This is a genomic window from Terrabacter sp. 2RAF25, assembly GCF_052115265.1.
Taxonomy (GTDB): domain Bacteria; phylum Actinomycetota; class Actinomycetes; order Actinomycetales; family Dermatophilaceae; genus Terrabacter.
In genome coordinates this window covers 161,852-182,201 of the sequence record NZ_JBFRGJ010000003.1, presented here as the reverse complement: position 1 = coordinate 182,201, position 20,350 = coordinate 161,852, and the positions used below count along the sequence as shown (strand labels likewise).

General features: G+C 70.4%; 18 protein-coding genes. 15 read left to right on the top strand and 3 right to left on the bottom strand.

Annotation, left to right across the window (positions count from 1 at the left end):
• The first annotated feature begins 107 nt into the window (after positions 1-107).
• The 11 genes from ileS (at position 108) to AB4091_RS09750 (ending at position 12,532) form a co-directional block, all read left to right on the top strand.
• Complete coding sequence (gene ileS / locus AB4091_RS09800) at positions 108-3,401, top strand: isoleucine--tRNA ligase (protein ID WP_442291561.1); 3,294 nt, start codon at positions 108-110, stop codon at positions 3,399-3,401.
• Complete coding sequence (locus tag AB4091_RS09795; protein ID WP_442291560.1) at positions 3,398-4,000, top strand: GNAT family N-acetyltransferase; 603 nt, start codon at positions 3,398-3,400, stop codon at positions 3,998-4,000. Before ileS ends, AB4091_RS09795 begins: the two co-directional genes overlap by 4 nt.
• Positions 3,997-5,388 carry a bifunctional folylpolyglutamate synthase/dihydrofolate synthase gene (locus AB4091_RS09790; RefSeq protein ID WP_442291559.1) on the top strand — a complete coding sequence of 464 codons (1,392 nt, stop codon included), beginning with the start codon at positions 3,997-3,999 and terminating at the stop codon, positions 5,386-5,388. Before AB4091_RS09795 ends, AB4091_RS09790 begins: the two co-directional genes overlap by 4 nt.
• A 27-nt stretch (positions 5,389-5,415) precedes the next feature.
• Positions 5,416-5,859, top strand: a complete 444-nt coding sequence (locus AB4091_RS09785) for a hypothetical protein (RefSeq protein WP_442291558.1) — start codon at positions 5,416-5,418, stop codon at positions 5,857-5,859.
• Positions 5,860-5,962: 103 nt separating this feature from the next.
• Positions 5,963-6,385, top strand: a complete 423-nt coding sequence (locus tag AB4091_RS09780) for a DUF4233 domain-containing protein (protein ID WP_442291557.1) — start codon at positions 5,963-5,965, stop codon at positions 6,383-6,385.
• A 9-nt stretch (positions 6,386-6,394) separates the two neighbouring features.
• Positions 6,395-6,817, top strand: coding sequence for a nucleoside-diphosphate kinase (gene ndk / locus AB4091_RS09775; RefSeq protein ID WP_442291556.1), 423 nt, complete (start codon positions 6,395-6,397; stop codon positions 6,815-6,817).
• 97 nt (positions 6,818-6,914) lie between these two features.
• Positions 6,915-7,940, top strand: coding sequence for a rod shape-determining protein (locus AB4091_RS09770; protein ID WP_442291555.1), 1,026 nt, complete (start codon positions 6,915-6,917; stop codon positions 7,938-7,940).
• Positions 7,941-7,944: 4 nt separating this feature from the next.
• Positions 7,945-8,802, top strand: coding sequence for a rod shape-determining protein MreC (gene mreC / locus AB4091_RS09765; RefSeq protein WP_442291554.1), 858 nt, complete (start codon positions 7,945-7,947; stop codon positions 8,800-8,802).
• A complete protein-coding gene (locus tag AB4091_RS09760) occupies positions 8,799-9,299 on the top strand; it encodes a rod shape-determining protein MreD (RefSeq protein WP_442291553.1) in 501 nt (166 codons plus the stop codon). The genes mreC and AB4091_RS09760 overlap by 4 nt, the downstream gene beginning before the upstream one ends.
• The gene (gene mrdA / locus AB4091_RS09755; RefSeq protein ID WP_442291552.1) at positions 9,296-11,335 is read left to right on the top strand and encodes a penicillin-binding protein 2; all 2,040 of its coding nucleotides are present in this window, start codon (positions 9,296-9,298) and stop codon (positions 11,333-11,335) included. The genes AB4091_RS09760 and mrdA overlap by 4 nt, the downstream gene beginning before the upstream one ends.
• A 60-nt stretch (positions 11,336-11,395) precedes the next feature.
• Positions 11,396-12,532, top strand: coding sequence for an FUSC family protein (locus tag AB4091_RS09750; protein WP_442291551.1), 1,137 nt, complete (start codon positions 11,396-11,398; stop codon positions 12,530-12,532).
• 113 nt (positions 12,533-12,645) lie between these two features.
• Here AB4091_RS09750 and mctP read toward each other — a convergent pair whose 3' ends face one another.
• Together mctP and AB4091_RS09740 are read right to left on the bottom strand one after the other, a co-directional pair.
• Positions 12,646-14,319, bottom strand: coding sequence for a monocarboxylate uptake permease MctP (gene mctP, locus AB4091_RS09745; protein WP_442291550.1), 1,674 nt, complete (start codon positions 14,317-14,319; stop codon positions 12,646-12,648).
• A complete protein-coding gene (locus AB4091_RS09740) occupies positions 14,316-14,636 on the bottom strand; it encodes a DUF3311 domain-containing protein (protein WP_442291549.1) in 321 nt (106 codons plus the stop codon). Before AB4091_RS09740 ends, mctP begins: the two co-directional genes overlap by 4 nt.
• Before the next feature lie 179 nt (positions 14,637-14,815).
• On the opposite strand from AB4091_RS09740, the gene lpdA reads away from it, so the two are divergent.
• Both lpdA and AB4091_RS09730 read left to right on the top strand, forming a co-directional pair.
• Positions 14,816-16,213 (top strand): dihydrolipoyl dehydrogenase, encoded by a 1,398-nt coding sequence (lpdA, locus tag AB4091_RS09735; protein ID WP_442291548.1) that lies wholly within the window; start codon positions 14,816-14,818, stop codon positions 16,211-16,213.
• A gap of 24 nt (positions 16,214-16,237) precedes the next feature.
• On the top strand, positions 16,238-17,002 hold the full coding sequence (locus tag AB4091_RS09730; RefSeq protein ID WP_442291547.1) for a hypothetical protein: 765 nt from the start codon (positions 16,238-16,240) through the stop codon (positions 17,000-17,002).
• Between the two features lie 184 nt (positions 17,003-17,186).
• On the opposite strand, the gene AB4091_RS09725 is transcribed toward AB4091_RS09730, so the two are convergent.
• Positions 17,187-17,342, bottom strand: coding sequence for a DUF6131 family protein (locus AB4091_RS09725; protein ID WP_442291546.1), 156 nt, complete (start codon positions 17,340-17,342; stop codon positions 17,187-17,189).
• A gap of 238 nt (positions 17,343-17,580) precedes the next feature.
• On the opposite strand from AB4091_RS09725, the gene rpsO reads away from it, so the two are divergent.
• Together rpsO and AB4091_RS09715 are read left to right on the top strand one after the other, a co-directional pair.
• Positions 17,581-17,850 (top strand): 30S ribosomal protein S15, encoded by a 270-nt coding sequence (gene rpsO, locus AB4091_RS09720; RefSeq protein ID WP_020142650.1) that lies wholly within the window; start codon positions 17,581-17,583, stop codon positions 17,848-17,850.
• A 180-nt stretch (positions 17,851-18,030) separates the two neighbouring features.
• Positions 18,031-20,286: a polyribonucleotide nucleotidyltransferase gene (locus AB4091_RS09715; protein ID WP_442291545.1), complete on the top strand. Its 2,256-nt coding sequence runs from the start codon at positions 18,031-18,033 to the stop codon at positions 20,284-20,286.
• Positions 20,287-20,350 lie beyond the last annotated feature (64 nt).

The following is a 20,350-nucleotide window of genomic DNA, read 5'->3' as shown; positions in this document are numbered from 1 at the left end:
GACTCCGGCGGACGACGTGCGGCAAGCGGGGTGGTACCGCGGCAGCCTCCGGCAGCCGTCCTCGTGCAGGCTACGAGTGACCGACGCGACCGCAGGAGACCACGAGCATGACCTACCCCAAGGTCACCACGAACGACGACGCAGGGCAGCCTGCGACCCGGGCCGGTGTCCCGTCCAACCCACGCTTCCCCGAGATCGAGGAGCGCGTCCTCAGGTACTGGGACGAGGACGGCACGTTCATCGCGTCGGTCGAGAACCGCGACGCCGGCACCGACGGCGACAACGAGTTCGTCTTCTACGACGGCCCGCCCTTCGCCAACGGCCTGCCCCACTACGGCCACCTGCTCACCGGCTACGTCAAGGACATCGTCCCCCGCTACCAGACGATGCGCGGCAAGCGCGTCGAGCGCCGGTTCGGCTGGGACACCCACGGCCTGCCGGCCGAGCTCGAGGCGCAGCGCCAGCTCGGCCTGAAGACGAAGCAGGACATCGTCGAGCTGGGCATCGACACGTTCAACGACGCCTGCCGCAGCTCGGTGCTGAAGTACACCGGGGAGTGGCGCGACTACGTCACCCGCCAGGCCCGCTGGGTCGACTTCGACCACGACTACAAGACGCTCGAGCCCGACTACATGGAGTCGGTCATCTGGGCCTTCAAGCAGCTGCACGAGAAGGGGCTGGTCTACGAGGGCTTCCGGGTGCTGCCCTACTGCTGGAACGACCAGACGCCCCTGTCGAACCACGAGCTGCGCATGGACGACGACGTCTACAAGATGCGGCAGGACCCCGCGGTGACGATCGGCCTCCGGCTCGAGACGGGCGAGCTCGCCCTGGTCTGGACGACGACGCCGTGGACCCTGCCGGCCAACCTCGGCATCATGGTCGGCCCCGAGATCGACTACGTCGTCGTCGAGTCCGACGCGACCGGCACGACCGAGCGCTACGTCATCGGCGCGGCGCGCCTCGCGGCATACGCCAAGGACCTCTTCGGACCCGACGTCGACACCGGCTCGCTCGACGAGCGGGTCATCGAGCGACTGAAGGGCTCCGATCTCGTGGGGCGGTCGTTCACGCCTCCGTTCTCGTACTACCAGGGGCATGAGCGCGCCCACTTCGTCTTCCCGGCCGACTTCGTGACGACCGAGGACGGCACCGGCCTGGTGCACACCGCAGGCGCTTTCGGTGAGGAGGACAAGATCGTCACCGACGCGGCCGGCATCGAGCCCGTCGTCCCCGTCGGCCCCGACGGGCGGTTCACGTGGCCGGTGACCGACTACGAGGGCATGCACGTCTTCGACGCCAACCCGCACATCATCGACCACCTCAAGGCCGCGACCCGCGGCGAGGGCGAGACCGGCTCGGTGACCGCCGGCACGGTGCTGCTGCGACGCGAGACCTACGACCACAGCTACCCGCACTGCTGGCGCTGCCGCGAGCCCCTCATCTACATGGCCGTGTCGTCGTGGTTCGTCGAGGTCACGAAGATCAAGGACCGCATGCTCGAGCTCAACCAGCAGATCGAGTGGACGCCCGCGCACATCCGGGACGGCCAGTTCGGCAAGTGGCTGGCCAACGCGCGCGACTGGTCTATCTCGCGAAACCGCTTCTGGGGCAGCCCGATCCCGGTCTGGAAGTCCGACAACCCGGAGTTCCCCCGCATCGACGTCTACGGCTCCTTCGCTGAGCTCGAGGCCGACTTCGGTGTCGACGTCACCGACCTGCACCGGCCGTTCATCGACTCTCTGACGCGCCCCAACCCCGACGACCCGTCGGGCCGGTCCACGATGCGCCGCGTCGAGGACGTGCTGGACGTGTGGTTCGACTCCGGCTCGATGAGCTTCGCCCAGGTGCACTACCCCTTCGAGAACGCCGACTGGTTCGAGCACCACTTCCCGGGCGACTTCATCGTCGAGTACATCGGGCAGACCCGCGGCTGGTTCTACACCCTGCACATCCTCGCGACGGCCCTGTTCGACCGGCCCGCCTTCGAGACGTGCGTCAGCCACGGCATCGTGCTCGGCTCCGACGGCCAGAAGATGAGCAAGTCGCTGCGCAACTACCCCGACGTGCGCGAGGTGTTCGACCGCGACGGCGCCGACGCCATGCGCTGGTTCCTGATGAGCAGCCCGATCCTGCGCGGTGGCAACCTCGTCGTGACCGAGCAGGGCATCCGCGACGGCGTGCGCCAGGTGATGATCCCGTTGTGGAACGCGTGGTCGTTCTTCGCGCTCTACGCCAACACCGCCCGGGGCGGACAGGGCTACGAGGCGAAGCACTCCACGGCGTCGACCGACGTGCTCGACCGCTACCTGCTGGCCAAGCTCGGCGAGTTCGTCGGCGCCATGCGCGAGCAGCTCGACGCGTACGAGATCGCCGCCGCGTGCGACACGATGCGTGGCTTCCTCGACGTGCTCACCAACTGGTACATCCGTCGGTCACGCGACCGGTTCTGGGGCGGCGAGTCGGACGAGTCGCTGTCCGCCTTCGACACGCTCTGGACGGCCCTCGAGACCGTCACGCGCGCCACGGCGCCGCTGCTGCCGCTCGTGACCGAGGAGATCTGGCGCGGTCTCACCGGCGAACGCTCGGTCCACCTCGCCGACTACCCGGACGCCGCCGACCTGCCGGCCGACCACGCCCTGGTCGTCGGCATGGACCGGGCGCGCGAGGTCTGCTCGACCGCGTCGAGCCTGCGCAAGGCCCGCGCGCTGCGTGCCCGCCTGCCGTTGGCGGAGCTCACCGTCGTCACGTCCGACCCGTCCGCGCTGGAGCCGTTCCGCGGGATCATCCAGGACGAGCTCAACGTCAAGGCGCTGACCCTCGTCGACGTCGCGAACGCCAGCGAGGCCGACTTCGGCGTGAGCCAGCGCCTCACCGTGAACGCCCGAGCCGCCGGCCCACGTCTGGGCAAGGACGTGCAGCTCGCCATCAAGGGCAGCAAGACGGGCGACTGGTCGGTCGACGCCGACGGCACGGTCACCTCCGGTGGCCTCGCACTGGTCGAAGGGGAGTACGCGCTGGAGACCGTCGTCGCCGGTGACGCCGCCGACATCGGCGCCACCGCCATGCTGCCCTCCGGCGGGTTCGTCGTGCTCGACACCCGGGTCTCGCCGGACCTCGCGACCGAGGGCCTCGCCCGAGACCTCGTGCGCGCCGTCCAGCAGGCTCGTCGCGACACCGGCCTGCACGTGAGCGACCGCATCAGCCTGACCATCCAGGGTGGGCCGGAGGTCTTCGAGGCGACGGTCACCCACCGCGACCTCATCGTGGGCGAGACCCTCGCGGCGCAGTTCGCGGCTGCGGGCCCCGAGCACGCTCTGCCCGACGGCCTTCCCGGCACGCCGACCGAGGTGGTCGTCGGCGACAACCATGCTGCGACGATCCTGGTCGTGAAGCGATGATCGTGAACCGTGAGGACGAGCTGGAAGGCACCGAGGTGGACATGACCCACGAGCAGCACGCTCGCGAGGAGCTTGCAGACGCCGACCGGGTGGTCGTGCGAGAGGCCGTCGGCGACGACCTCTCCGGCGTGCTCTCGGTCGGTCACCGCACCTGGCTCGCGACCTACGAGCCGATCGCTGGTCCCGAGTACGTCGCCATGGGCCTGGCGAAGTGGTGGACGAGCGACGTCGTCACCGACTCGATCCGCAAGGGCCGCACCCTCGTGGCGACCCAGGGCGACGACGTCGTCGGGGTGGCGACCTACGGCCCACAGGACGACGCGTTCGTCCTGTGGAAGCTGTACGTGCTGCCGGGACACCACGGGCACGGCATCGGAACCCGGCTCCTGCAGGCCGTCGTCGAGAGGGCGGAGCAGAACGGCCAGAGGCGGATCACGCTGTCCTACCTCGAGGGGAACCGACAGGCGGCGCGCTTCTACGCGCGACACGGCTTCGTCGAGACGCACCGCGAGACCCCCGGCTCAGGGCTGCCCGAGAGCGTCTGGATGGCGCGTGACCTCGGTGCCGGCGACGCCGATCCGGACGGAGGCCGGGCATGAACGGGCGCCCGGACGCCTCCGCCCTCGAGGCCGCTCGCAACCTCGAGGAGATCAAGCGCATGCGCGAGATCGAGGAGGAGATCCTCGCCCGCGCCCCGGAGAACGACATCGGCCCGTCCCTCGAGCGCATCAACGCGGTCATGGAGCTCGCCGGCGATCCTCAGCGCACCTACCCGTCGATCCACCTCACGGGCACCAACGGCAAGACCTCGACGAGCCGCATGATCGACTCCATCCTGCGTGAGAGCGGCCTGTCGACCGGTCGGTTCACCTCGCCGCACCTGCACGACATACGTGAGCGGATCACCCTCTCGGGCAAGCCGATCCCGCGTGAGAAGTTCATCGCCGCCTACGACGAGGTGGCGCCCCTGGTCGAGATCGTCGACGCGAGGTCGCTCGAGTCCGGTGGTCGCCGGATGAACTTCTTCGAGGTGCTCGTGGCGGTCGCGTACGCGGCGTTCGCCGACGCCCCCGTCGACGTCGCGATCATCGAGGTCGGACTGGGCGGCTCGTGGGACGCCACCAACGTCATCGACGCCCAGGTCGCGGTCGTCACCCCGGTCGACCTCGACCACACCCACCTGCTCGGTGACGACGTCGTCACCATCGCCGAGGAGAAGAGCGGCATCATCAAGGCGGACTCCGTGACCGTCTCGGCGGTGCAGGACGAAGACGTCGCACGCGTCCTCCTCGACCGCGTCGAGGAGGTCGGCGGCGCCCGTATCGTCTTCGAGGGCAACGATTTCGGCGTCCTCGCCCGCGAGGTCGCCATCGGTGGCCAGCAGGTGTCGCTGCGCGGACTGGCGGGGGAGTACCCCGACCTGTTCCTGCCCCTGCACGGCTCGCACCAGGCCAGCAACCTCGCCACGGCGGTCGCGGCCGTCGAGTCGTTCATCGGCGGAGGCGGGCAGCGCATCGAGCACGAGGTGCTCCTGGCTGCCTGCGCGGCGATGACATCCCCCGGTCGCCTCGAGATCGTGCGCCGGTCACCCACGGTCCTGGTCGACGCGGCCCACAACCCCCACGGCGCCCGGTCCCTCGTGGCGGCGCTGGACGAGTCGTTCGCCTTCACCAAGCTCGTCGGTCTCGTCGGGATCGTCGCCGACAAGGACGCGACGGGCATGCTCGAGGTCCTCGAGCCGGTCCTGGACCACGTCGTGGTGACGCGCAGCTCGTCCCCCCGCGCGCTCTCGCCGGCGAAGCTGGGTGAGCTCGCCGTCGAGCTCTTCGGCGACTCGCGGGTGACCGTCGTCCGCGACCTTCCCGACGCCCTCGAGCAGGCGGTCACGCTCGCCGAGGCCGACGGGATGGGCGGCGGCGTCATCGCCACCGGCTCCGTCATCACGGCCGGCGAGGTGCGCATGCTCCTCGGCCTCACCGACGCCTGAACCGGCGCCCCCACCTAGGCTGGCTACGTGAACCCCGCCAAGATCGTCCTGATCCTCGCCGTCGTGGTCGTCCTCGTCGTGCTGTGGGGGCGCGTCATGGGCCGCAAGGACCCCGACCGTCCTCTCGTCGGCCTCACCGACGGCGTACGCGCCAAGGTCAGCCGTGAGATCAGCGCCGGGCACAAGATCAACGCGATCAAGATCTACCGCGAGGCGACGGGCGCGCCACTGGCCGACGCCAAGCGGGCGGTCGACAGCTGGTTCGTGCCGGGTCAGGGCCCCGGGGTGCGCGACGCCGCAGCGTCGTTCACCGAGGGGCGCCTGACCGACGAGGGACGCGCCCGCATCAGCGAGCTCATCCTCGCCGGTCGCCGCGAGGACGCCATGACCCTGTACGCCGAGGCGACCGGGGCGAGCGGCTCCGAGGCGCAGGCGATCATCCGCAGCTGGGACACCAGCCAGGACTACTGAGCCGGAACGACCAACCCGGGACCGCCGACCCTCGTCCACCAGGCCCGGCGCCCCGCCCGACCGACAGCCAGATCCATCTCGACAGCCCGAGGCAGCCCACCGCATGCGTTCCATCCCGTTCCACGGCCAGACCGGCAAGTTCACCTTCCGAATGCTCGCGACCGTGCTGGGTGGGCAGTCCATCTGCATCCTGCTCGGCGCCCTCGTCGCGAGGGGTGTCAGCGCAGCCGACGACGGCGGGGCGCGCAGCACGGCATACCTGCTCGTGGGGTTCGGGCTCGGCGCCCTGTGCATCGCGGCTGCCGGCCTGATGCGCCGCCCGTGGGGGCTCACCCTCGGGTGGGTCGTGCAGGCGCTCACCCTGCTCAGCGCGCTCGTCGTGCCGATGATGTTCGTCGTCGGGCTCTTCTTCCTGGCTCTCTGGATCACCTGTCTCGTCAAGGGTGCCCAGGTCGATGCCGAGATGGCCCGCCGTGAGGCGGCCGCGGGCGACGGGCCGTCAGGGGCCCAGCAGCCCGGCCGATAGGGTGGCCGGGTGACCATCGAACGCTCCCTCGTCCTCGTCAAGCCCGACGGTTTCCAGCGCGGCCTCACCGGTGAGGTGCTCCGCCGCATCGAGGCGAAGGGCTACACCCTCGTCAGCCTCTCGATCCTCACCCCGACCCGCGACCAGCTCGCCGCGCACTACGCCGAGCACGAGGGCAAGCCGTTCTACGAGCCGCTCGTCGAGTTCATGAGCTCGGGTCCGGTCACCGCAGTCGTCATCGAGGGGCAGGACTCCGTCAAGGGCTTCCGCAGCCTCGCCGGCGCCACCAACCCCACCGACGCCGCACCGGGCACGATCCGCGGCGACCTCGGCCGTGACTGGGGCACGAAGGTCCAGCAGAACATCGTCCACGGCTCCGACTCGGCCGAGTCGGCCGCTCGCGAGATCGGCATCTGGTTCCCCGAGCTCTGACGGGAACACGCGTCACACGGGCCACACGCGTCACCCATCGCGCGACACGCCCCCGATGCCCTCGGGCCACGCCGGAGACCGCGACACAATCCCGGCCATGAGCACCTGGCCCGCCCTCGGTCGCGACCTCGCGGTCGACCTCGGCACGGCCAACACGCTCATCCACGTCCGCGGTCGCGGCGTCGTCGTCGAGGAGCCCTCGGTCGTCGCGGTCGAGGTGGCGAGCGGTCGCCTGGTCGCGGCGGGCAGCCGGGCCAAGGAGATGCTCGGCCGGGCGCCGGGCACGATCCGGGCGGTGCGCCCCCTGCGTGACGGTGTCGTCTCCGACGCCGACGAGACGGAGCGGATGCTGCGCTGGTTCATCGACCAGGTGCGCACCTCGCGGCTCGTGCGCCCCCGCATGGTGCTGTGCGTCCCGAGCGAGGTCACGGGCGTCGAGCGGCGGGCCCTGGAGGACGCCGCGACCCGCTGCGGCGCCCGACGGGTCTACATGATCGAGGAGCCGATGGCCGCGGCCATCGGTGCCGGGCTGCCCGTCTACGAGACGGCCGCGAGCATGGTCGTCGACATCGGCGGTGGCACCACCGACGTCGCCGTCATCAGCCTCGGCGGCATCGTCACGTCCAGCTCGCTGCGCATCGCGGGCGACGAGATCGACGAGGCCCTCGTCAGCCACGTCAAGAGCGAGTACTCCCTCCTGCTCGGTGAGCGCAGCGCCGAGGACATCAAGGTGGCGGTCGGGTCCGTGTTCCCGCTCCGGGAGGAGCTGACGACCCGCCTGCGGGGTCGCGACCTCGTGACCGGGCTGCCCAAGACCGTCGAGGTCGGCTCCGTCGAGGTGCGGCGCGCCATCGAGGCACCGGTGCTGCAGATCATCGAGCTCGTGCGGGCGACGCTCGACGTCTGCCCTCCCGAGCTCGCCGGAGACATCCTCGACCGCGGCATCACGCTCACGGGCGGCGGCGCCCTGCTGCGGGGGCTCGACGAGCGCATGCGCCACGAGCTCGGGGTGCCGGTGCGCGTCGCGGAGGACCCGCTCCGTGCGGTCGTTCGGGGCGCCGGGCGCTGCGTCGACGAGTTCGCGAGCCTCGAACGGGTGCTCGTCGGCGACCACCGCCTCTAGCCGTATGCCGTCGACAGCCCGCCGCCGCCTCCTCGTCGTCCTGGCGTCGCTGACCGTTGCGGTCATGCTGTCCGACCTCGCCGGGTGGGCCGTGGCCGACGGCGTGCGTCGGGCCGGTGGCCTCGTCCTGGGCCCGGTGCAGCGTGCGCTCTCGGGGGCCCAGCCCGACGAGCTCGCCGCCGTCGAGAGCGAGAACGTGCGCCTGCGCACCCTCGTCGCCGACCAGCAGCGGCGCGCGGCCGACCTGGGGCGGCTCGACGAGCTGCTCGGCTCCGCCACGACAGCCGGCCGCACCGTGCTGGCCGCTCGGGTGGTCGCGACCGACCTGAGCCCGCTCGGTGGTCGCACCGTCACGCTCGACGTGGGATCCCGTGACGGCGTCCGGGCCGACTCGACCGTGGTGTCCGCCGACGGCCTCGTCGGCCGGGTCGTCGCCGTGGCGCCGTGGACCAGCGACGTGCAGGTGCTGGGCAGCGCCGGCTCGGTCGTCGCCGTGCGCGTCGGGCCTGCCGGCACGCTGGGCACCGTCAGGTCTCCGGTGGCCGGCGACGCCGAGTCGCGTCCGCGCGGGTCGCTGCGCCTGTCGACCATCGCACCGGGCACGGCCGTCGTCGGCGACGTCGTGCGCACCCTCGGCAGCGTCGACGAGACGCCGTATGCCGCAGGCATCGTCGTCGGAACGGTGACCGCGGTCGACCCCGACCGCGGCCAGCTCACGCGGGGTGCCACGGTGCGCCCGGCGACCGACCCCGACGCGATCGACGTCGTCGCGGTCATCGTGCCGAGCCCTCGCTCGGCCCCGAGGTCGGCGGCGGCGACCACCCGGACGTCGCTGTCGCGACCGACGGCCGCGAGACGATGAGGCCGACGTTGCTGGGAGTGCTGCGCACGGCATACGTCGTCGTGGCGGCACTGCTCACGGCCACCCTGCTCCCGAGACTCGGCGTCCCGCCGGCGTGGGTGCCCGATCTCGTGCTGGTCGGGGTCGTGGCCACGGCGGTCCTGCGAGGGCCGGTGCACGGGGCGCTCGCAGGGCTGCTCGCCGGCTGGGTCGTCGAGCTGGTGCCTCCGGTGGGCAGCCCGCTCGGCCTGATGGCGATGGTCACGATGCTGGCGGGACTGGTCGCGGGCCTGTTCCGGCGCTCGTCGTCCCGCTCGTGGCTGCGTGCCCCGGCAGCGCTGCTCTGCGCGGCCGTCGTGGTGCTGGCGGGCCGGGTCGGCTCGGCCGTGCTCGCCGAGGGCGGCGTCGAGACTGCCGTCGACGCCACACGCCTCGTCTCGACCATGCTCTTCGGAGTGATGCTGCTGCCCGCCCTTCTCGTGGTCGACCGAGCCTTGGTGCGTCGGAGGCTCGGGTGAGCCGTCGCGGCGTCCCCGGCCTACGGTCCCGGCGCTCGCGGGCCCCGCGGCGGGTCGGCGTGGCCGGGGTGGTGCTCGTGCTGCTCGTCACGCTCTTCGGACTGCTCCTCGGCAGGCTCGGCCAGCTCCAGCTCGTCCAGGGCCCCGAGCTCGCGAGGACGGAGACGACGGTCAACACGCGCACGGTCACCGAGCACGCCCTGAGAGGCCGCATCCTCGACAGCCGCGGCGTCCCCTTCGTCGGCAACAGCTTCGACACGGTCGTCACGGTGGAGCGGGCCGAGCTCGTCGAGTCGAAGGACGGTGGGCGTGACCTCGTGGCTCGTGTCGCGGCCGTGCTCGGACTGCCCTTCGACCGGCTGTGGGGCAAGACGATGCTGTGCGGCACCGCGGGTGCTCCCGCGGCACCTGCCTGCTTCAACGGCTCTCCCTACGTGCCCGTCCCGCTGGCAGCCGGGGTGGACGCCCGCCGTGCGCTCACCCTGGTCGAGCAGCCGGAGAAGTTTCCCGGCGTCGACGTCACCACGCAGCCTGCCCGCGAGTACGCCCGCCCGGCTGGGGCGCTCGCTCCGCACCTGCTCGGCTGGGTCGCGCGCGCCAACGCCGACGAGGTCTCCGGGAGCGGCGGTCGGGTCGACGCGGAGGACCTCGTCGGTCGTTCGGGCATCGAGTCGCAGTACGACTCGGTGCTGCGCGGCACCAACGGCCGCACGGTCGTGGCCATCGACCCGCGCGGCCTCGTCACCGACACCGTCAGCGTGACGCCGCCCGTCGCCGGTCGCGACGTCGTGACCCATCTCGACTCGCGCCTCCAGGCGCGCACGGAGGCGGCGCTCGCGGGGGCCGTGACCCGTGCGCACTCGCTCGGGCTCCGGGCCGACACCGGCGCCGCCGTCGTGCTCGACGTGACGAACGGAGCGGTGGTCGCCGCCGCGAGCTACCCGTCCTACGACCCGTCGGCCTTCGCCGGTGGCATCAGCAGCGCCGAGCTCGCGCGACTGACGAGCCCGGTGAACGCCAGCCCGTTGACCTCCCGCCTGACCGCAGAGACGTTCCCGCCCGCCTCGACCTTCAAGGTCGTCTCGGTGCCGGCCGCGGTGAACGCCGGGGCGAAGCTGACCGCCCGCTACGACTGCTCGCCCAACGTGTCGATCGGCGGACGCCTCTTCAACAACTTCGAGTCGCGCGGCTACGGCCCGATCGACCTGCACCGGGCCCTCGTCGTCTCGTGCGACACGGTCTTCTACCGCCTCGCGTACGCCGCCTGGCTGGCCCAGGGCGGCCTCGCCGCTCCCACTGACGTCGCCGACCCGTTCGTGACCATGGCCAAGGCCTTCGGTCTCGGACGGCGCACCGGCATCGACGTCCCGGGCGAGGCTGCCGGCCGCGTGCCCGACCGCACGTGGAAGGAGGACTACTGGCTGGCGACGAAGGACGCGACCTGCCGACGGGCCGCTACCGGCTACCCCGAGGTCGCGCGCACCGACCGCGCGCGTGCCGACTACCTCAAGAAGCTTGCGACCGAGAACTGCGCCACCGGCTACCAGTACCGTGCCGGCGACGCGGTCAACTTCTCGATCGGACAGGGCGACACTGCGGTCACCCTGCTGCAGATGGCCGGGGTCTACGCCGCCATCGCCAACGGCGGCACGCTGTGGCAACCGCAGGTCGCGGCCGCCTATCGTGCGCAGGACGGCGCGACCACACCGATCGCGCCGAAGCGCGTAGGCACCGTCCCTCTGCGACCCGACGTGCTCGCGTACGTCAGAGCAGCGCTGGCCGACGTGACGCGACCGGGTGGCTCGGCCGGCACGGCTTTCGCCGGCTTCCCGCAGTCCCGCTACCCGGTGGCCGGCAAGACGGGCACCGGCGAGGTGTTCGGCAAGCAGGCCACCGCCTGGTTCGCGGGCTACGGCCCGACGACGAAGCCGAGGTATGCCGTCGTGGTCGTCGTCGGCCAGGGCGGGTCGGGCTCGAAGGTGGCCGCCCCTGCCGTGCGCCAGATCTTCGATGCCATCCTTGCCCTGGGGCTGTAGGGCGCACCGGTGACGGTGCGCCTGCGCCTCCGGAGGGCGATCTGACGAGAGGGTGCGAGCGTGGACGACTACCTGAGGAGCGACGCCCCGGTCATCCAGGTGCTCGACCGGGCCTGGGACCGCAGCAGGCTCAGCGCCCGGACCCGGTTCGAGCGGCTCCGCACCCGGTCCTTCCTGCTCGTGCAGTCCGCCGTAGCGGCCGGCGTCGCGTGGTGGTTCGCGACCGACGTCGTGGGTCACCGGTCGCCGTTCTTCGCACCGATCGTCGCCGTCGTCTGTCTCGGGATGTCCTACGGCCAGCGCCTTCGGCGGGTCTTCGAGGTCGCGATCGGCGTCGCCGTCGGGGTGTTCACCGCGGACGTGTTCGTGCACGTCGCCGGTAGCGGTCCCTGGCAGATCTCGGCCGTCGTGCTCGTGTCGATGGCCTTCGCGACGCTGCTCCACGGCGGGGCGGTGATCGTCACGCAGTCGGCCGTGCAGGGCATCGTCATCGCGGCCCTCGTCGCAAGCCCCGGCCAGGCGCTCAACCGCTGGACCGACGCCCTCATCGGCGGCGGGATCGCCCTGGTCGCGGCCACGGTCGTGCCCCAGGCCCCGCTGCGACGGCCCCGGGTGGCCGCAGCCGAGGCGGTGCGCAAGATCGGCGAGCTGCTGCGTCGGGCGGCGGCGAGCGCGCGTGACGGCGACGTCGAGTCGGCCGCCGAGGTGCTCGCGTCGGCCCGGGCCACCGAGTCGCTCCTGCGCGAGCTGAGGTCGGCGGCCGACGAGGGGCTCTCGGTGCTCACCTCGTCGCCGTTCAAGCGGCAGCACGCGGAGGGCGTGCGCAAGATGGTCGACCTCGTCGAGCCCCTCGACCGGGCGATGCGCAGCACCCGTGTGCTCGTGCGTCGCGTGACGATCGCGGTGGGGCGCGGCGAGCCCCTGCCGCCCGGCTACGTCGAGCTGATCCTCGAGCTGGCCGCGGCCACCGACGTCGTCGGCCGGGCCCTGTCCGAGAACGCCTCGCCCGAGATCGGGCGCCCCGCCATGCTGTCGGTCGCCCGTGGCACCGCCGCGCTGCCGCGCACGTCGAGCCTCGCCACCGAGACCGTCCTGGCGCAGATCCGCTCGACCGTCGTCGACCTGCTCCAGGTAACCGGCCTCGACGTCGACCAGGCGATCGCCGCGGTCCCGCCCGAGCGCCCCCGCGAGTCCTGACACCCCGCCTCCCGATCGAGAGAACGCTCCGTGGGGCCACGGCGAAGGGCCGGGCCCTCGCGGACCCGGCCCTCCGGCATACGTGCTCTCTGACCCTCTCGGTCAGAGGTCCGTCAGTTCGACGGGGTGTACTCGTGTGGACCCGTCTCGAGCTTCTGGACACGCGGGTCACCCGCGTCGGCGAAGTAGTCGGCCGGGATCGTCTCGTCCGTGCCCTCGGGTGCCTTCATCGCCCGCAGGACGAAGGTGAGGATCGCCGCCACGATGACGTTGAGCGCGAACGCCGTCACGGCGATGTAGCCGAGCTGGCCGATGACGGGGATCGAGGCGACCGACCCGGCGAAGGGTGCCCCGGTCGCCTTGTTCGTCACGTTGTACGCGGCCAGGGTGCCGTAGACCATGCCGACGGCCCAGCCGCCGAGCAGCGCCCACCGGTGGAACCAGCGTGTGTAGAGGTAGAAGACGAGCGACGGGAACGTCTGGAGGATCCAGATGCCGCCGAGCAGCTGGAAGTTGATCGCGTTGCTCTTGTCGAGGGTGAGCACGAAGATCAGCGCGAACGCCTTGACGACGAGCGAGGTGACCTTGCTGACCTTCGCCTCCTGCTTCGGCGTCGCGTCCGGCTTGATCCACGCCTTGTAGATGTTGCGCGTGAACGTGTTGGCCGCCGCGATCGACATGATCGCGGCCGGGACGAGCGCACCGATGGCGATGGCCGCGAAGGCCACGCCGGCGAACCACGACGGGAACATGTCCTCGAACAGCTGCGGGATGACGAGCTGGCCGTTGACCTTGCCGTCGAGACCCACGGGCTTGGTGCCGGCGGCGATCGCGACCCAGCCGAGCAGCGCGAGCAGACCCAGCAGGAAGGAGTACGCCGGCAGGATCGAGGCGTTCTTGCGGATCGTGTTGCGGTTCTTGGCCGAGAGGCTCGCCGTGACCGAGTGGGGGTACATGAACAGCGCCAGCGCGGAGCCGAGCGCGAGCGTGGCGTAGGCCCAGTACGCCTTCTCGCCGGGCACGAAGACGTTCGGGTTGCCCGTGGCCGGGTTCTTCGTCGTCGTCATCTTGTCCTTGGCTGCGTCGAAGATGTGGTCCCAGCCACCGACCTTCGAGGGCAGGTAGATCACCGCGACGATGATGACGATGTAGATCAGGATGTCCTTGACGAAGGCGATGATCGCCGGCGCGCGCAGACCCGAGGTGTAGGTGTAGAGCGCGAGCACGAGGAAGGCGATGAAGAGCGGAAGGTCGTTGGCCACCCAGTTGCCGCCGCCACCGACACCCGCGACCTCGAGCACCGCCTGGATGCCGACGAGCTGCAGGGCGATGTAGGGCATCGTGGCGAGGAAGCCGGTGACCGCCACGGCGAGGGAGAGTCCGCGAGAACCCGAACGGCCGTGCACGAAGTCGGCCGGCGTCACGTAGCCGTGGCGGTGCGAGACCGACCACAGGCGCGACATGAACACGAAGATGATCGGGTAGAGCACGATCGTGTAGGGCACGGCGAAGAAGCCGTTGACGGCGCCGAACGCCCACATCGCCGCGGGCACGGCGACGAACGTGTAGGCGGTGTAGAGGTCACCGCCGAGCAGGAACCAGGTGATCCAGGTGCCGAAGGAACGGCCGCCGAGTCCCCACTCCTCGAGGCTCTCCATGCTCTGGGGGCGGCGCCACCGGGCGGCCCAGAAGCCGGCCGCGGCCACGACGACGAAGAAGAAGACCAGCACGGTGAGCGCGACGCCGTTGACGCCGGTGTTGGTGGCCGCAGGGGCGATGGTGGTCATCGGGTGCCGTCCTCTCGGGGCTCGTCACGCAGCGAGCCGTAGGAGTCCTCGTACGCGTCGCCCTCCGTGTTCATGGGGACGTGCGGGCGGGCCTTGAGCACGATGCGGTAGGCGGTGTAGGTCAGGGCCGAGCAGAGGATGACCCAGAGGAACTGGTACCAGATGAAGAACGGGAAGCCTGCAACGCGCGGCTCGTCCTTGGCGTAGGTGCCGACGAGCATGAGGGCGACGATGGGGATGGCGAGGAGCACGCCGGCGAGAGCCAGCAGGCCCTTGTTCGCCGGTGGCGCCTCATGACGGTGCGGAGTGGTGCTCACGCGAGTGACCTCCGTTGGTCGGGGCCGGAATGAGTTCGGCCGTGCGTCGCGGAAACTTACTCTCGCGAGCACGTGTCATGTGGCCTGCGACACAGCCATTTCCGCAGATGGTTGCTGATCGTGACGTACCCGGGGGACGCCGTCTCGAAGCCGCCGCGCGCATGGATAGGCTGTGCGCCATGGCTGATTTCGATGTCGTTGTGCTCGGTGCCGGTCCTGGTGGCTACGTCGCGGCGATCCGCGCGGCGCAGCTCGGCAAGAAGGTCGCCGTGGTGGAGAAGCAGTACTGGGGCGGCGTCTGCCTCAACGTCGGCTGCATCCCGAGCAAGGCCCTGCTCAAGAACGCCGAGCTCTCGCACACCCTGACCCACGACAAGCAGAAGTACGGCATCGAGGGCGACGCCACAATGAGCTACGGCCCGACGCACGCCCGCAGCCGCAAGGTCTCCGAGGGCATCGTCAAGGGCGTCCACTTCCTCATGAAGAAGAACAAGATCGAGGAGGTCGACGGTTGGGGCACCCTGACGTCCGCCACCTCGATGGACGTCGCCCTCAACTCCGGCGAGAAGCGCTCGATCACCTTCGACAACCTCATCCTCGCCACCGGCTCCGTGACCCGGATGATCCCAGGCGTGCAGGTGAGCAAGAACGTCGTGACCTACGAGGAGCAGATCCTCGACCCCGAGCTCCCGGGCTCCATCATCATCGCCGGCTCGGGCGCCATCGGCGTCGAGTTCGCCTACGTCATGAAGAACTTCGGCGTCGACGTCACGATCGTCGAGTTCCTCGACCGCATGGTGCCCACCGAGGACGCCGACGTGTCCAAGGAGCTGCTCAAGCACTACAAGAAGCTCGGCGTGAAGGTGCTGCTCGGCACCAAGGTCGAGTCGGTCGAAGACACCGGTTCGGGCGTCAAGGTGACGGTCAGCCCCGCCGCCGGCGGTGAGCAGCAGGTGCTCGAGGCCGACCGGCTGCTGTCGGCCATCGGTTTCGCACCGCGCACCGAGGGCTTCGGGCTCGAGTCGGTCGGCGTCGAGCTGACCGACCGCGGCGCCATCGCCATCGACGAGTACGGTCGCACCAACGTGCCGAACGTCTACGCCATCGGTGACGTCACCGCGAAGCTCATGCTCGCCCACGTCGCCGAGGCCATGGGCATCGTCGCGGCCGAGACGATCGCCGGCGTCGAGACGATGGCCATCGACTTCCGCTTCATCCCGCGGGCCACCTTCTGCCAGCCGCAGATCGGCTCGATGGGCCTGTCCGAGGCGCAGGCCAAGGAGGCAGGTCACGACGTGAAGACGGCGACCTTCCCGTTCTCCGCCAACGGCAAGGCCATGGGCCTGGGCGAGCCGGTCGGCTTCGTCAAGGTCATCGCCGACGCCGAGCACAACGAGATCCTCGGCGCCGCCCTCATCGGACCCGACGTCACCGAGCTGCTCCCGGTGCTCAACCTCGCCCAGACGTGGGACCTCACCGCCGACGAGGTCTCGCGCACCGTCTTCGCGCACCCGACCCTCGGCGAGGCCGTCAAGGAAGCCGTCCACGGCATCGCGGGCCACATGATCAACTTCTGAGTCAGGGCGAGAGGGCTGGGGCGTATGCCGTCCGGTCGGTTCACGAGGGCGCTCCCGCTGGTCGGGGGCGCCCTCGCGCCGTTCCTGCTGTGCCTGGCCCTCGGCGGATGCACGACGCAAGCCCCTGTGCCGCAGCCCGATCCGAGCACACCGACCGGCGGCGCGTCCCTCGACTCCGGGATGACCGCGGTGCCCGAACAGGTGACCTGCTTCGTCGAGAAGGACCTGTCGACGGGCCCGCCCCTGCAGCCGGGGGAGCTCTGGCCGGGAGCGGCGGAGGTGCGTGCGGCAGCCTCCCGCATCACCAGGCACGACGCCGCCGGCTGCCACCCGACCGCCACGCCGCCGACCACCTGCGACGGCGTCACTTTTCCCTGGGTGTTCGCCCAGGACCGCGAGATCTACTCGTGGACCGGCGCCCGCACGGTCGTCTCCGGCCTTGCGGCCGCGCGGCTCGCGGCCGGGTCCGACCTCTCGAAGGGCAACGTCGCTCTCGAGTACGTCCTGCTGAGGTTCGACCCCGGTGACCCGGCGCGGGGCGCGACCGGCGCCCTGCTCGCCGACCTCGTCCGTCGCTGCGGCGGCGGCCGGCCCGGCACGCTCGGCGCGGTCAAGGGAATCGTCGCGACCCAGAAGAGCATCTTCGGTGCCGGCGACGACAGAGGGCGAGGGGTGCTCGTCTCCGGGGCCGACGACCTGCTGTGGCTGATGGTCGACGGCGCCGCCTGGTCGACCGACTCCGAGCGACGCGCCCTCGGCCTGGCGGCCCAACGGCTTCGCGCGGGCTGACTGCCCGGAGTCGCTCGGGCCACGCCCGCGAGCCCGCGTGGCCGCGTCAGCGGGCACACGGCACACGGCACACGTGGCACGGCACACGTGGCACGGCATACGGCCGGAAAGAACCCCGGGAACACAAGGACGCCCCCGCGAATCCGCGGGGGCGTCCTGGTGTCTAGCGGCTCGTGCGGCCCGATCAGTACCAGTGCTTCCGGCCACCGATGGCGCGACCCGTCGCACCGAGCAGGAACAGGACGGCACCGACGACGACCAGGATGATGCCGATCGTGGTGAGGATGCTGATCTTGGCCAGGATGCCGATCAGCAGCAGGATGAGTCCAAGAATGATCATGGTGTCGCGTGACTCCTTCAGATGTTGTCCCCGAGCACTGAGTCACGTACCCGCCCGGGCCCCGCGGCCCACATCCGCCCGGTCACGAAACGGTCACGCAGCCGGTGCGGGTCGATTAGGGGGCCACCCGTTGCGCTGTTACCCTTGGAGGCGCCGTAGTCCGGCCGCGGATCGATAGCGCCCAGGTGGACATGCCCTGGAGCACCGCGCAACGAGATGAGAAGGAGTCGGTTCATCCATGCCTTTGGACGCTGACGTGAAGAAGCAGATCATGACCGAGTACGCCACGGTCGAGGGCGACACCGGCTCTCCCGAGGTTCAGATCGCGATGCTGACGCAGCGCATCAAGGACCTCACCGAGCACGCTCGGGCCCACAAGCACGACCACCACAGCCGTCGTGGTCTCCTCCTGCTGGTCGGCCGCCGCAAGCGCATGCTGCGCTACCTCGAGGCGACCGACATCGAGCGCTACCGTTCGCTGATCAAGCGACTCGGCCTGCGTCGATGAGTTCGTGACGAAAGGCGGTCCCCGCGTGAGCGCGGTGACCGCCTTTCGCCGTAGGTGCCCTCGGGCGACGCCCGTCGCTGGAGGCACCAGGGCCAGCCGGCCCGAAGAAGGAACAGCACGCAACCGGGCACACAACGACGATGTGCACGGGCACTTGAGAAAAAGAAAGCGAGGGCCCACATGGAGGGTCCAGACATCACCTTCGCCGAGGCCGTCATCGACAACGGCAGCTTCGGCACCCGCACGGTCCGCTTCGAGACCGGACGCCTGGCCAAGCAGGCCGGCGGCGCCGTCACGGCGTACCTCGACGACGACACGATGCTCCTGTCGACCACGTCCGCCGGCAAGCAGCCGAAGGACCAGTTCGACTTCTTCCCGCTGACGGTCGACGTCGAAGAGCGCATGTACGCCATCGGCAAGATCCCCGGCAGCTTCTTCCGCCGCGAGGGCCGTCCCTCGACCGAGGCGATCCTCACCTGCCGCCTCATCGACCGCCCCCTGCGCCCGACCTTCAAGAAGGGTCTGCGCAACGAGGTCCAGGTCATCATCTCGGTGTTCTCGCTGAACCCCGACCACCAGTACGACGTGCTCGCCATCAACGCCGCGAGCGCCTCGACGCAGATCTCCGGCCTCCCGTTCTCGGGTCCGATCGGTGGCGTGCGCGTCTCACTCATCGACGGCCAGTGGGTCGCCTTCCCGAACTTCTCCGACATCGAGCGCTCGGTCTTCGACATGGTCGTCGCCGGTCGTGTCGTGCCCGGTTCGAATGGTGACGACGTCGCGATCATGATGGTCGAGGCCGAGTCCACCGAGTCGACGTGGGACCTCGTCAAGAACGAGGGCAAGCAGGCGCCGACCGAGGAGGTCGTGGCCGAGGGCCTCGAGGCCTCCAAGAAGTTCATCAAGCAGCTCTGCGACGCCCAGGCCCAGCTCGCGGCCGAGGCCGCGAAGCCAGTGCAGGAGTTCCCGGTCTTCCTCGACTACGAGGACGACGTCTACGCCGCCGTCGAGTCCGCCGTCGAGGCCGACACGACGACTGCTCTGACGATCGCCGGCAAGCAGGAGCGCGAGGAGCGCCTCGACGAGATCAAGGACGCCGTCAAGGCGCAGCTCGCCGGGCAGTTCGAGGGGCGTGAGAAGGAGGTCTCGGCCGCCTTCCGCTCCGTGCAGAAGAAGCTCATCCGCCAGCGCATCCTGCGCGACAAGGTCCGCATCGACGGCCGTGGCCTCGCCGACATCCGCGCCCTCGGCGCCGAGGTCGAGGTCCTGCCGCGCGTGCATGGCTCGGCGATCTTCGAGCGTGGCGAGACGCAGATCATGGGTGTCACGACGCTCAACATGCTGAAGATGGAGCAGATGGTCGACACCCTGTCGCCCGTCACGCGCCGTCGCTACATGCACAACTACAACTTCCCGCCCTACAGCACCGGTGAGACCGGCCGCGTCGGTTCGCCGAAGCGCCGCGAGATCGGTCACGGCGCCCTGGCCGAGCGTGCGCTCATGCCGGTCCTGCCGACGCGCGAGGAGTTCCCGTACGCCATCCGCCAGGTGTCCGAGGCGCTCAGCTCCAACGGCTCCACCTCGATGGGTTCGGTCTGTGCCTCGACCCTCTCGCTGCTCAACGCCGGTGTGCCGCTGCGCGCCCCGGTCGCGGGCATCGCGATGGGCCTGGTGTCCGACACCGTCGACGGTGAGACGCAGTACGCCGCGCTCACCGACATCCTCGGTGCCGAGGACCCCTTCGGCGACATGGACTTCAAGGTCGCCGGCACCAAGGAGTTCGTCACGGCCATCCAGCTCGACACGAAGCTCGACGGCATCCCGGCCACCGTGCTCGCCGGCGCGCTGACCCAGGCCCGCGACGCACGACTGCACATCCTCGACGTCATGGCCGAGGCCATCGACGTGCCCGACGAGATGAGCCCGTACGCCCCGCGCATCATCACGGTGAAGGTCCCCGTCGACAAGATCGGTGAGGTCATCGGCCCGAAGGGCAAGATGATCAACCAGATCCAGGACGACACGGGCGCCGACATCTCGATCGAGGACGACGGCACCGTGTTCATCGGTGCGGTCGACGGTCCCTCGGCCGAGGCGGCTCGCGCGGCGATCAACGCCATCGCGAACCCGCAGATGCCCGAGGTCGGCGAGCGCTTCCTCGGCACCGTCGTCAAGACGACGACGTTCGGCGCGTTCGTCTCGCTGCTGCCCGGCAAGGACGGCCTGCTGCACATCTCCGAGGTGCGCAAGCTGGTCGGCGGCAAGCGGATCGACAACGTCGACGACGTCGTCAAGATCGGTCAGAAGATCCAGGTCGAGCTCAAGGAGATCGACCCGCGCGGCAAGCTCAGCCTCGCCGCGGTCCTCCCCGACGGTGACGGCGACAAGGCCGGCGACGCCGCGCCTGCCGACGCCGAGGCTCCGGCCGAGGTCTGATCGCACCGGTCCCAAACGGATCCGGAGCGGCCCGTCACCCCTACGCGGGTGGCGGGCCGCTCCG